This is a genomic window from Aeromicrobium terrae (genome assembly GCF_008039565.1).
Taxonomy (GTDB): domain Bacteria; phylum Actinomycetota; class Actinomycetes; order Propionibacteriales; family Nocardioidaceae; genus Aeromicrobium; species Aeromicrobium terrae.
Window position 1 is genome coordinate 574,720 of the sequence record NZ_VDUX01000001.1, and the last position, 12,612, is coordinate 587,331.

10 protein-coding genes are annotated in these 12,612 nt (G+C 69.3%); 5 read left to right on the forward strand and 5 right to left on the reverse strand.

Going from position 1 to position 12,612, the window contains the following annotated elements; translation table 11 throughout:
* Positions 1-85 precede the first annotated feature (85 nt).
* Positions 86-1,486: an APC family permease gene (locus FHP06_RS02845; protein WP_147683553.1), complete on the forward strand. Its 1,401-nt coding sequence runs from the start codon at positions 86-88 to the stop codon at positions 1,484-1,486.
* A 4-nt stretch (positions 1,487-1,490) separates the two neighbouring features.
* On the opposite strand, the gene FHP06_RS02850 is transcribed toward FHP06_RS02845, so the two are convergent.
* From FHP06_RS02850 to uvrB, 3 genes are all read right to left on the reverse strand, one after another.
* Positions 1,491-2,459 carry a TerC family protein gene (locus tag FHP06_RS02850; protein WP_147683555.1) on the reverse strand — a complete coding sequence of 323 codons (969 nt, stop codon included), beginning with the start codon at positions 2,457-2,459 and terminating at the stop codon, positions 1,491-1,493.
* 141 nt (positions 2,460-2,600) lie between these two features.
* Positions 2,601-3,176: a DinB family protein gene (locus tag FHP06_RS02855; protein ID WP_147683557.1), complete on the reverse strand. Its 576-nt coding sequence runs from the start codon at positions 3,174-3,176 to the stop codon at positions 2,601-2,603.
* 1 nt (position 3,177) lies between these two features.
* On the reverse strand, positions 3,178-5,262 hold the full coding sequence (uvrB, locus tag FHP06_RS02860; protein WP_147683559.1) for an excinuclease ABC subunit UvrB: 2,085 nt from the start codon (positions 5,260-5,262) through the stop codon (positions 3,178-3,180).
* A 78-nt stretch (positions 5,263-5,340) separates the two neighbouring features.
* Between uvrB and FHP06_RS02865 the strand changes: the two genes are divergently transcribed.
* Positions 5,341-6,003: a TetR/AcrR family transcriptional regulator gene (locus tag FHP06_RS02865; RefSeq protein ID WP_147683561.1), complete on the forward strand. Its 663-nt coding sequence runs from the start codon at positions 5,341-5,343 to the stop codon at positions 6,001-6,003.
* Between the two features lie 71 nt (positions 6,004-6,074).
* Here FHP06_RS02865 and FHP06_RS02870 read toward each other — a convergent pair whose 3' ends face one another.
* Positions 6,075-7,379 (reverse strand): acetyl-CoA C-acetyltransferase, encoded by a 1,305-nt coding sequence (locus FHP06_RS02870; protein WP_147683563.1) that lies wholly within the window; start codon positions 7,377-7,379, stop codon positions 6,075-6,077.
* A gap of 129 nt (positions 7,380-7,508) precedes the next feature.
* Here FHP06_RS02870 and FHP06_RS02875 point away from each other — a divergent pair, with 129 nt between their 5' ends.
* From FHP06_RS02875 to FHP06_RS02885, 3 genes are read left to right on the forward strand one after another with little or no spacing between them, the layout of a single operon-like run.
* Positions 7,509-8,855, forward strand: coding sequence for a 3-oxoacyl-ACP reductase (locus tag FHP06_RS02875; RefSeq protein WP_147683565.1), 1,347 nt, complete (start codon positions 7,509-7,511; stop codon positions 8,853-8,855).
* Positions 8,852-9,727, forward strand: a complete 876-nt coding sequence (locus FHP06_RS02880) for a MaoC/PaaZ C-terminal domain-containing protein (RefSeq protein WP_222706327.1) — start codon at positions 8,852-8,854, stop codon at positions 9,725-9,727. The genes FHP06_RS02875 and FHP06_RS02880 overlap by 4 nt, the downstream gene beginning before the upstream one ends.
* A 42-nt stretch (positions 9,728-9,769) precedes the next feature.
* The gene (locus tag FHP06_RS02885; RefSeq protein WP_147683567.1) at positions 9,770-11,620 is read left to right on the forward strand and encodes a CocE/NonD family hydrolase; all 1,851 of its coding nucleotides are present in this window, start codon (positions 9,770-9,772) and stop codon (positions 11,618-11,620) included.
* Here FHP06_RS02885 and FHP06_RS02890 read toward each other — a convergent pair.
* Complete coding sequence (locus FHP06_RS02890; protein WP_147683569.1) at positions 11,617-12,459, reverse strand: acyl-CoA thioesterase; 843 nt, start codon at positions 12,457-12,459, stop codon at positions 11,617-11,619. The genes FHP06_RS02885 and FHP06_RS02890 overlap by 4 nt on opposite strands.
* Between the last annotated feature and the right edge of the window lie 153 nt (positions 12,460-12,612).

The following is a 12,612-nucleotide window of genomic DNA, read 5'->3' on the forward strand; positions in this document are numbered from 1 at the left end:
ATAGAAAATACACGTCCGGTTGCAGGGTCCCGACGCACGGAGCAGGGTGTTGACAGCCCGACCGCCCTGCCACGGAAGGACGCCCATGAGCACCAGCACGAGCGAGCCGGAGACCACGGAGCTGCGACGGGTGATGGGACCGGGGCTGCTGCTCCTGTTCATCGTCGGCGACATCCTCGGCACCGGCGTCTACGCCCTCACCGGGCAGGTGGCCGGCGAGGTGGGCGGCGCGGCGTGGCTGCCGTTCCTCATCGCGTTCGTCATCGCGACGTTGACGGCGCTGTCGTACCTGGAGCTGGTCACCAAGTACCCGAAGGCCGCCGGCGCCGCGCTCTACGTGCACAAGGCGTTCGGCGTGCACTTCTTCACCTTCATCGTCGCGTTCGCCGTGATGTGCTCCGGCATCACGTCCGCGGCGACCGCGTCGCAGGCGTTCGCCGCGAACCTGGCGGCGGGCGTCGAGTGGGAGGCGTCCAAGACGTCGATCATGCTGATGGCGCTGGCGTTCATGACTCTCGCGATGGCGATCAACCTGCGCGGCGTCAGCGAGAGCGTCAAGGCCAACGTGGTGCTCACCCTGATCGAGCTGTCCGGTCTGGTGATCGTCATCCTGATCGGGTTCTGGGCGATCGGCGGGGGCGACGCCGACTTCTCCCGCGTCACCGCGTTCGACACCCCGGGCGACAAGAACGTCTTCGTCGCCATCACCACCGCGACGTCGCTGGCGTTCTTCGCGATGGTCGGCTTCGAGGACTCGGTCAACATGGCCGAGGAGACGCAGGAGCCGCGCAAGATCTTTCCGCGGATGATGCTCACCGGCCTGGGGATCACGGGCGCGATCTACGTCCTCGTCTCGATCTGCGCCGTGGCCCTGGTGCCGGTCGGCGACCTCGCGGGCAGCGACACCCCGCTCACCCTCGTCGTCGAGCGTGGCGCGCCGGACCTCCCGTTCGACCGGATCCTGCCGTTCATCTCGATGTTCGCCGTCGCCAACTCGGCGCTGATCAACATGCTGATGGCGAGCCGGCTGCTCTACGGCATGGCCAACCAGGGCGTCCTGCCGCACGCGCTCGCGAAGGTGCACGAGCAGCGGCGCACGCCGTGGGCGGCCATCCTGTTCACCACGGGCCTGGCCTTCGCGCTGATCGTCTACGTCTCCTACGCGAGCGCCGACGCGGTCGAGGTCCTCGGCGGCACCACGGCGCTGCTCCTGCTGGCCGTCTTCGCCGTCGTGAACGGCGCGGTGCTGGTGCTCCGGCGCGAGCGGGTCGACCGCGACCACTTCCGCACCCACACCGCCATCGCCGTGGCGGGAGCGGTCGCGTGCCTCTACCTCGTCACGCCGTTGTCCGGCCGCGACGCGGAGCAGTACGAGATCGCCGGGCTCCTGCTCCTGCTCGGCGTCGTCCTCTCCGTGCCCGTCTACCTGCTCCGCCGCAAGCACGGCGAAGAGGTGGGCATCAGCGAGCCCGACGCGCTGTCCTGACGGGTCAGTCGGTCTCGGCGACGCGCGTCTTGTAGAGGCTCGCCCCCGCCGTGATCACCAGCGTCACCACGATCACGCCGAGGCTCAGCAGCGTCGGGATCTCCCAGACCGGGACGTGCTCGCCGCCGTTGATGAACGGGACCTCGTTCTCGTGCAGCGCGTGGAGGACGAGCTTGACGCCGATGAACAGCAGGATGAACGCCAGGCCCTGCGAGAGGTAGACGAGGCGCTTCATCAGGTCACCGAGCAGGAAGTACAGCTGCCGCAGGCCCATCAGGGCGAAGACGTTCGCGGTGAACACCAGGTACGGCTCCTTCGTGAGGCCGTAGATCGCCGGGATGGAGTCGAGCGCGAAGATCAGGTCGGTGGTGCCGAGCGCCAGGATCACCAGGAACATCGGCGTCATCAGGCGCTTGCTGCCCTCCTTGACGTACAGCTTCAGCCCGGCCCAGCGGTCGGTGGTGTTCAGGTACGTGCGGGCGAAGCGGACCACCGCGTTGTCGCCGTCGTCGTCGTGGTCGGTGTCCCGGCCCAGCGTCCAGGCGGTGTACACGAGGAACGCGCCGAAGATGTAGAAGATCCAGGAGAACTGCTCGATCGCCACGGCGCCCAGGGCGATGAAGATGCCGCGGAAGATCAGCGCCAGGACGATGCCCACCAGCAGGGCCTCCTGCTGGTACTTCCTGGGCACGTTGAAGCTGGCCATGATGATGATGAAGATGAACAGGTTGTCGACCGACAGGGAGTACTCGGTCAGCCACCCGGCGTAGAACTCGATGCCGTAGTCGTGGCCGTGGAAGTTCCACACCCAGATGCCGAACGCGACGGCGAGGCCCACGTAGACGGAGAGCGCGATGGCGCACTCGCGCATCGTGGGCTCGTGCGGCCTGCGAGCCACGACCACCACGTCGAACAGCAGCACCGCGATGGTGACGCCGAGGGTGATGGCCCACTCGAGCTGGGAAACGTCCATGAAGGATCCTCCGGGTCGTGAATGACTCCGGAGGTCTCTTCCGCTGCCTCAGCAGCCCATGGCACCGGACGGTCGATGGGACCGACGTGATGACGACACCGTGGCGAAGGAATACTCCCCTCCGCGGACCATCCTGTCAGATCAGTCGAAGGACGACGCGATGGCGTCCAGCCGCTGGCGGTACGCCGCCCAGTCGACGGTGGGGATGTTGTCGTTGGTGACGGTGAGGCCGATGGCCCCGTCAACGGTCTCGCGCACGATGTCGGCGTGGCCGGCGTGCCGGCTGAGGTCGACGATCGTGTGCAGCGTGATGCGGTGCAGGGTGACGCTCCGTCGCTCGGCGGGCCACCACGGGACCTCGGCGACCGCGTCGAGCGGGAGCTCGTCCAGCGTGGCGTCGTCGTGCGCCCAGGCCTGGCGGTAGAGGTCGACGACGTCGGCCATCGACTCGTCCTCGGTGGCGAAGAAGTCGAAGTTCGGCTCCTCCTCCAGCTGCTCGTCCGTCCACGCGAGCGCCGGGAACGGGCGGCCCCAGATCTCGCCCAGGTAGCCGGACTCGGTGAACGCCGCATGCTTGACCAGGCCGAGCAGGTTGGTGCCGGTGGGCGTCATCGGCCGGCGCACCTGGCTCTCGGTGAGACCCTCGAGCTTCCACAGCAGCGCCTCACGGCACTGCTGCAGGTAGTGGTGCAGCGCGTCGGCCTCGGGCGACCTCACGTCAGACGCCTGCCTCGATCATGGATCGCAGCTCCTTCTTGAGGTCGCCGATCTCGTCGCGCAGCCGGGCCGCGACCTCGAACTGCAGCTCGGCGGCCGCGGCGTGCATCTGGTCGCTGAGCGTGTCGATGAGGTCGGCCAGCTCGCCGGACGGGAGGTCGGCGAGGTCTTTGGTGTGCTGGCCCAGCGGGACCGGCGCGCCCTTGCGGCGGCGGTCGCCGGTGGCGGCCAGCAGCTTGGACGTGTCGGCGTCCTCGCGGGCCAGGAGGTCGGTGATGTCGCCGATCTTCTTGCGCAGCGGGGTGGGGTCGATGCCGTGCTCGAGGTTGTAGGCCAGCTGCTTCTCGCGGCGTCGGTTGGTCTCGTCGATGGCCGACGCCATGGAGTCGGTGACGGTGTCGGCGTACATGATCACCTGGCCGGAGACGTTGCGCGCCGCGCGGCCGATGGTCTGGATCAGCGACCGGCCGGAGCGCAGGAAGCCCTCCTTGTCGGCGTCGAGGATGGCCACCAGGCTCACCTCGGGAAGGTCGAGACCCTCGCGGAGCAGGTTGATGCCGACGAGGACGTCGTACTCCCCCATCCGCAGCTCGCGCAGCAGCTCGACGCGGCGCAACGTGTCGACCTCGCTGTGCAGGTACCGGGTGCGGATGCCGGCCTCGAGGAGGTAGTCCGTGAGGTCCTCGGACATCTTCTTGGTGAGCGTGGTGACGAGGACGCGCTCGTTCTTCTCCGTGCGAGCGCGGATCTGCGCGATGAGGTCGTCGATCTGCCCCTTGGTGGGCTTGACCACGACCTCGGGGTCGATGAGCCCGGTGGGGCGGATGATCTGCTCGACGACGTCGCCCTCGACCTTGCCCATCTCGTACGGACCGGGCGTGGCGGAGAGGTAGACCGTCTGGCCGATCCGGTCCAGGAACTCGCTCCACGTGAGCGGCCGGTTGTCCATGGCGCTCGGCAGCCGGAAGCCGTGCTCGACCAACGTGCGCTTGCGGGACATGTCGCCTTCGTACATCGCGCCGATCTGCGGGATGGTCACGTGCGACTCGTCGACGACCAGCACGAAGTCCTCGGGGAAGTAGTCGAGGAGGCAGTTGGGCGCCGAGCCGGGCGCGCGGCCGTCCATGTGTCGCGAGTAGTTCTCGATGCCGGCGCACGTGCCGACCTGCTGCATCATCTCCAGGTCGTAGGTGGTGCGCATGCGCAGCCGCTGCGCCTCCAGCAGCTTGCCCTCGCGCTCCAGCTCCGCCAGCCGCTCGGCCAGCTCGTCCTGGATGGTGTCGATCGCGCGCGCCATGGTCTCCGCACCCGCCGAGTAGTGCGTGGCGGCGCCGACGTACAGCTCGGTGTCCTCGCTCAGCACCTCGCCGGTGAGCGGGTGCAGCGTCATCAGCCGCTCGATCTCGTCGCCGAAGAACTCGATCCGGACCGCCAGCTCCTGGTAGACGGGGAAGATCTCGACGGTGTCGCCCTTCACCCGGAACGTGCCGCGCGTGGACGTGACGTCGTTGCGGACGTACTGGCCCTGCACGAGCGTCCGGAGCAGGTGGTCGCGCGACATCTCCTCGCCGACGCGGAAGCCGATCATGCGGTCCAGGTACTCCTGGGCGGAGCCCAGGCCGTAGATGCACGAGACGGTGGCGACCACGATGACGTCGCGCCGGGTGAGCAGGGACCACGTGGCCGAGTGCCGGAGACGTTCGACCTCGTCGTTCACCGAGGAGTCCTTCTCGATGTACGTGTCCGTCTGCGGGACGTACGCCTCAGGCTGGTAGTAGTCGTAGTACGAGACGAAGTACTCGACCGCGTTGTTCGGGAGCAGCTCGCGGAGCTCGTTGGCGAACTGGGCCGCCAGGGTCTTGTTGGGCAGCATCACCAGCATCGGGCGCTGCAGGCGCTCGGCCAGCCAGGCGGTGGTGGCGGTCTTGCCGGTGCCGGTGGCGCCCATGAGGACGACGTCCTGGACGCCGCCGCTGATCCGGCGGTCGAGCTCCGCGATGGCCGCGGGCTGGTCGCCGGCGGGCTGGTACTCGGAGACGACCTCGAACGGCGCCACCTGACGATTGAGCTCGGAGATCGGTCGCATGATCCTTCCAGCGTACGGTCCGGTTCCGACACTCCGCAGCGCCGAAGAACCGGAAACAGGTTCCACTAGGCTGGTGGCATGCCGACGACCGACCGTCGGGCGGCCCGGACGCAGGAGATCCTTGCGGCCACTCGTCGCCTCTTCGACGAACGCGGAGTCCGCGACGCCCAGATCGAGGACATCGCCCGCGCCGTCGGGATCAACCGCGCCATCATCTACCGGCACTTCTCCGGCAAGGAGGAGCTGTTCGCGATGACGCTGGTCGGCTACCTCCGCGAGGTGGAGCAGGCCCTCGGCGCCGCAGCCGCCAGCTCGGTCCAGCCGCCGCAGCGCCTTGAGGCGATCGTGCGGGCGTTCCTGGAGTACGGCGAGCGGCACCCGGCGTTCGTCGACTGCGCGCAGACGTTGCTGCGTCGTCGCGGCGACGAGCTGCTCGAGGAGGTCAGCCAGGACGTCATGGTCCAGCTCGGCAGCTCGATGACCTCCTGCATGGCGCACCTGATCGACGTGATCGAGGACGGCACCAAGAACGGCGACTTCGACGTCCACGACCCGGTGCTGCTGGCCAACATCTTCTACACGCAGGCGCTCGGCGTCCTGAACCTCGCGACGCTGCAGATGTCGGTCCGGGAGCGCGTGCCGGGCCACCCGGGCTTCGACCCGGTGCCGTTCGAGGAGGTCAAGACGTACGTCGTCCGGACCGCCCTGGCCATGGCGCAGGGCCCGGCTCGCGCCACCTGAACGCGCTGAGCGTGACGTTTTCGCCCTGAATATCGGGATTCAACGGCGAAAACGTCACGCCCAGCGCGGACTCAGGCCTCGAGGATCGCGACGACGCCCTGGCCGCCGGCCGCACAGATGGAGATCAGGCCGCGGCCTGAGCCCTTCTCGTGCAGCAGCTTGGCCAGGTTGGCGGTGATGCGCGCGCCGGTGGCCGCGAACGGGTGGGCCGTGGCCAGCGAGGAGCCCTTGACGTTGAGCTTGCTCCGGTCGATCGCGCCGAGCGGCTCGTCGAGACCCAGGCGGGTCTTGCAGAACTCGGCGTCCTCCCACGCGGCGAGCGTCGTGAGCACCTGGCTCGCGAACGCCTCGTGGATCTCGTAGAAGTCGAAGTCCTGGAGCGTCAGGCCCTGGCGGGCGAGCATGCGCGGCACGGCGTAGGCCGGAGCCATCAGCAGGCCCTCGGCGCCGCTCACGTAGTCGACGGCCGCGGTCTCGTAGTCGACGAGGTACGCGAGCGGGGTCCAGCCGCGCTTCTCGGCCTCCTCCTCGGAGGAGAGCAGCACGGTGGAGGCGCCGTCGGACAGCGGCGTGGAGTTGGCGGCCGTCATCGTGGCGCCTTCACCCTTGCCGAACACCGGCTTGAGCTTCGCGAGCTTCTCCATGGAGGAGTCGGCGCGCAGGTTGTTGTCGCGCTCGACGCCACGGAACGGCGTGACCAGGTCGTCCTGCCAGCCCTCCTCGTACGAGGCGGCGAGGTTGCGGTGCGACGCCACGGCGAGCTCGTCCTGCGCCTCGCGGGTGATGCCCCACTCCTTGGTGGTGATCGCCTGGCTGTCGCCCATCGACAGGCCGGTGCGCGGCTCGGCGTTGCGCGGCTGGTCCGGGACCAGGTGCGCCGGGCGGATCTTCGCGATGGCGGCGAGACGGCCCTTCGTGTCCTTGGCCGCGTTCGCCTCGAGCAGGATCTTGCGCAGCTTGTCGCCGACGGCCAGCGGGGCGTCCGACGTGGTGTCGGTGCCGCCGGCGATGCCGAACTCGATCTTGCCGAGCGCGATCTTGTTGGCGACCTGGATGGTGGCCTGGATGCCGGTGTCGCACGCCTGCTGGATGTCGATGGCAGGCGTCTCGGGCGAGAGACGCGAGCCGAGGACGGTCTCGCGGGCGAGGTTGAAGTCGCGGCTGTGCTTCAGCACGGCTCCGGCGACGAACTCGCCGGCGCGCTCCCCCTCGAGGCCGTACCGCTCGACGAGTCCGTCGAGCGCCGCCGTGAGCATCTCCTGGTTCGAGACGCCGGTGTAGACCGTGTTGGAGCGCGCGAACGGGATGCGGTTGCCGCCGATCACGGCGACCCGGCGACCGGTGCTCCCGGCGCCCGCGTTCTGTTGCTCTGCCATTGGGGTACTCCTCGATGATGGTCAGGTGTGCGCCTCGCCACCCCCGGTGGACCGGCGCCTCACTGCAAGGCTACAGTTCAAGAATCGTTCAGATACCGTTGGTATGCGAGAGATAGGACACACCCGGTCATGACGGATCGTTACCAGGACCTGGCCCACAACCCGATCGGCAAGTTCCTGGTCAAGAACCTCGGACTCCCCAACCCGCCGTACCTCGAGCGCTACGAAGGCGGCCCTCTCGTGAAGGGCACCGTGCTCACCGGCTCGGCCACGAACGGTCCGGTCTCCAAGGCCGTGACCACTGCTCTCAAGGCCAACCGCATCGAGGCGACGGGCGTCCGCGCCGACAGCATGAAGTACAAGGGCCTCGTCTTCGACGCCACGGGCATCGACTCCGCCGCCGGCCTGGTCGCGCTGCAGGAGTTCTTCACCCCCGTGCTGCGCCAGCTGCAAGGCTGCGGCCGCGTCGTCGTCATCGGCTCGCTCCCGGCCGAGGCCGACACCGAGGGTGCCGCCATCGCGCAGCGCGCCCTGGAGGGCTTCACCCGCTCGCTGGCCAAGGAGGTCGGCAACGGCAGCTCGGCCAACCTCGTCTACCTCGCCGAGGGCAGCGAGGGCGCGCTGGCGTCCACGCTCGGCTTCTTCCTCTCCCCCAAGTCGGCCTACGTGTCCGGCCAGGTCGTCCGGCTCGGCGCCACCGGCATCACCGAAGCACCCGCGGTCAAGGACATCGAGAAGCCGCTGGCCGGCAAGGTCGCGCTCGTCACGGGCGCCTCGCGCGGACTCGGTGCCGCCGACATGCGCACGCTGGCCCGCGACGGCGCCACCGTCATCGGTCTCGACGTCCCGCCGCTGCAGGAGGACCTCAAGACCCTCGCCGAGGAGCTCGGCGGCGGCTTCATCGTCGGCGACATCACCGCGGACGACGCGCCGGCCCTGATCGCCGACTACGTGCGCAAGCACCACGGCGGCGTCGACATCATCGTCCACAACGCCGGCATCACCCGCGACAAGCGCCTGCGCAACATGAAGGCCGAGAACTGGCAGCTCGTCGTCGACATCTCCGTCGGCGCCCCGCAGCGCATCACCGACCACCTGCTCGACGAGGGCCTGATCAACGAGGGCGGCCGCGTCGTCGGCATCGCCTCGATCGCCGGCATCGCGGGCAACAACGGCCAGACCAACTACGCGTCCGCCAAGGCCGGCGTCATCGGCTGGATCCAGGCGCTCGCGCCGCGCGTCGCCGACCGTGGCATCACGGCCAACGTCGTGGCCCCCGGCTTCATGGAGACCGAGATGGTCAAGACCATCCCGCTCGGCATCCGCGAGGCCGGCCGGCGCATGAACTCGATGTCGCAGGGCGGCCAGCCGGTCGACGTCGCCGAGGCCATCGCCTGGCTCTCCAGCCCGGGCTCCGCGGCGGTGAGCGGCAACGTGGTCGGCGTCAACGGCCAGATGCTGCTGGGTGCGTCGTGACCACCCGCACGTTCGACAAGGCGCCGTCCACGGCGCCGATGATGCTCAAGGCCGTCCTCCCGGCGCTGCCGGTCATCGGCGGGCTGCCCGGCGTCAAGCACGCGGCCAAGGACGTCCCGGACCTCGTGCTCGAGCGCTCGGGCGTCACGGTCGACCCCGCACACCTGGCGAAGTACAACCGGGTGTGCGGCTTCAGCGACTCGGACACGCTGCCGGCCACCTACCCGCACATGTCGGCGTTCCCGCTGCACATGGCGCTGATGACCGACACCGCGTTCCCGTTCGCGCCGATGGGCCTCGTGCACCTGCGCAACAGCATCACCCAGCACCGCCCGATCGGCGTCGGTGAGACGTTCGACGTCTCGGTGCGTGCCGCCGACCTGCGCCCGCACCCCAAGGGCCGGCTCGTCGACCTGCTCACGACGGTCACCGTCGGCGGCGAGGTCGTCTGGGAGGAGACCACCACGCTGCTCGCCCGGGGCAAGGGTGGTGCTGACGAGCGGACCCCAGCGCCCCTGGGGGGCGTCGAGGCACCCAGCGGCGCGGCCCAGTGGAAGCTCGGCGGCGACCTCGGCCGTCGCTACGGCGCCGTCTCGGGCGACCGGAACCCGATCCACCTCCACCCGCTCACCGCGAAGGCGTTCGGGTTCCCGCGCAACATCGCCCACGGCATGTGGACCAAGGCCCACGTGCTGGCCGCGCTGCAGAACCGGCTGCCCAAGGCGTTCACGATCGACGTCGAGTTCAAGAAGCCGATCCTGCTGCCCGGCACGGTGACGTTCGGCAGCCGCACCAACGGCGGCGTCACCACCGTCGGCGTCACGTCCGGCGAGCGGGTCCACCTGGTGGGCCGTATCACTCCCGGCGCGTAACCCGGTCGTGTAACTCCTCGTTACAGACGGTGGAGGGATGACATGCACCTGCGCCACCACCTGACCCGTCTGCTCGCCTTCGCCCTGCTGGTCGGCGGGCTCGCCTTCGTCGGCCCGTCGCCGGCGACCGCCGAGACCACGTGGACCCCGCGTCCGGAGCAGTACCCCGGCACCGTCACGCAGAAGGACGTCCCGATCCGGATGTCCGACGGCGTCGTGCTGCGAGCCGACGTCAAGCGGCCCGCCGACGCGTCCGGCAAGGCGATCGAGACCAAGCTCCCGGTCCTGGTGACCATCACGGCGTACAACAAGACCGTCCTCGCCACGGGCGGCGGCGGCCTCGCCGGAGCAAGCCCGAGCTACCTGGTCAAGCGCGGCTACATCCAGGTCGACGTCGACGCCCGCGGCACCGGTTCCTCGCGCGGGCAGTGGAAGGCCTTCGGCGCCCGCGAGAACCAGGACGCCGGCGAGATCATGGAGTGGGCGCACTCCCAGCCCTGGAGCAACGGCCTCACCGGTATGACCGGCCCGTCGTACATGGGCATCAGCCAGCTCTGGGCCGCCTCGGCCAAGCCGGCCGGGCTGAAGGCGATCTTCCCGCAGGTGCCCGGCGCCGACGTCTACCGCGACGTCGTCGCCTCCGGTGGCCAGCTCGACGTGGGGTTCATCCCGCTCTGGCTCGGCCTCGTCACGGCCACCGGCCTGATCCCGCCCGCGTTCGCCCCGACCGACCCGGCCGCGGCGCTCGGCGCCCTGCTCGACCACCTCGGCTCGGCTGGCACGTTCACCCTCCCACTGCTCCTGCGCGCCGTCGTCGGTGGCGACCCGAACTACGACGGCCCGTTCTACGCGGAGCGCTCCCTCATCAACGTCATCGACCAGGTCGACGTCCCGGCGTTCTTCGTCAGCGGCGAGTACGACCTGTTCCAGCGCGGCACTCCCCTGCTCTTCGAGAACCTCCGCCAGCGCGGCGTCCCGGCCAAGCTGATCATCGGCCCGTGGGACCACCTGCAGGCGTCGGCCGGCAAGGAGATCGCGAAGGCCGGCTACGGCACGCTCAGCGAGCTCCAGCTGCGCTGGTTCGACCACTGGATCAAGGGCGTGCCCGACCCGGCGCTCGACTCCGACATCCCCAACCTCACGTACTTCGACCAGGGCCCCGACACGTGGCGCCACTCGTCCGGCTGGATCACCGACCAGCAGGCCACCAGCTTCCGGCTCTCCGGGTCGGCGACGAACGCGAAGCCGGCCGCCCTCACCACGGGCGCGGCCCAGGACGGCGTCTCGAACGTTCTGCCGATCCCGGTCGCGGGCCTCTGCACGCGCTCCCTGAACCAGTGGACCGCCGGCATCCTCAAGCAGTTCGGCCCGCCCGGGAACCCCTGCTTCAAGGACAACAAGGTCAACGACAAGCTCGGCGTCGTCTTCGAGACCGAGCCGGTCACCTCCCCCGTGAAGATCCAGGGCCCGATCAACGCGCACCTGTTCACGTCCAGCAACAGCGGCGACGGGATGCTGTCGGTCGCGGTGGAGGACGTGGCGCCCGACGGCACGGTGAGCCGCCTCACCGGTGGCTGGCAGGTCATCTCGCACCGTGCGTTGGACGAGTCGAGGACCCGCTACCTGAACGGCAAGATCATCCAGCCGTTCCATCCGTTCACCCGGGACGCCCAGGAGAAGCTCGCCCGTGGTGAGGTCGCCCCGATCGACGTCGAGGTGTTCCCCACCGCGGCGACCATCCGGCCGGGCCACCGGCTGCGGCTCGCGGTGCAGGCGTTCGACGTCCCGCACCTGCTGCCGAACCTCAAGCTCGCGCTGGGCTCGCTGACGGTGATGAAGGTCCACACGTCGGCGCAGTACCCGTCGGAGCTGACTTTGCCCACGCTCCCCTAGGACTGCGGCGAGATCGGCCGGATCAGGCCCTCCTGGGCGATGGTCGCGGCGAGCTCGCCGTTCTCCCCGAACACGCGCCCGATCGCCAGGCCGCGGGCTCGCGACGCCGACGGGGAGTGCTGGTCGTAGAGGAACCACTCCCCCTCGCCGGGCGGGCGATGGAACCAGATGGTGTGGTCGAGCGACGCCACCTGGAGGTCGGGTGATCCGACGGCCTTGTCGTGCGGCCGCATCGTCGGACCGAGCAGCGTGAGGTCGGAGAAGTACGTGAGCACCGCGTTGCGCAGGCGCCGATCCTCGGGCAGGCCCTCGACGAGGCGAAACCAGATGCGTTGGGTGGCCGGGTCGTCCGACGGCGTCATCCGCGCATCGATGGCCGACCACTCCTTCTCCCACCAGTCGGCCGCCTCGGCGCTGCGCCGCCGGATGACGTCGACCATCGGCTCGCACTCGTCCGGTCTCGGGACGTCGGGCATCGGGTCCTGGTGCTCGAAGCCCTCCTCGACCTTCTGGAACGAGACGGTCATGTAGAAGATGATCGCGCCGTGCTGGCGGGCGGCCACCCGTCGCGTCGTGAAGGAACCACCGTCGCGGACGTTCTCGACGTCGTAGATGATCGGGATGCTCAGGTCGCCGCCGAGCAGGAAGTAGCTGTGCAGCGAGTGCACGTGCCGCTCCTCGGGCACCGTGCGCTGAGCCGCCACCAGAGCCTGCGCGGCCACCTGGCCGCCGAAGACGCGGACGAAGCCGGTGTTCTCGGGCTGGCGACCCCGGAACAGCCCGTCGTCGAGCATCTCCAGGTCCAGCAGGTCGACGAGCTCGGTCAGGTTCGCGGGCACGCCCACACCCTACCGACGCTGACGAGAGAGTTCCGGCCCGGCGAGGAGAGAGTTCCGGCCCGGCGAGGAGAGGATTCCGGCTGCGTGAGGAGAGGGTGCCGACGTGTCGGGCCGCCGGAACTCTCTCGTCAGCGCGCCGGAACTCTCTCGTCA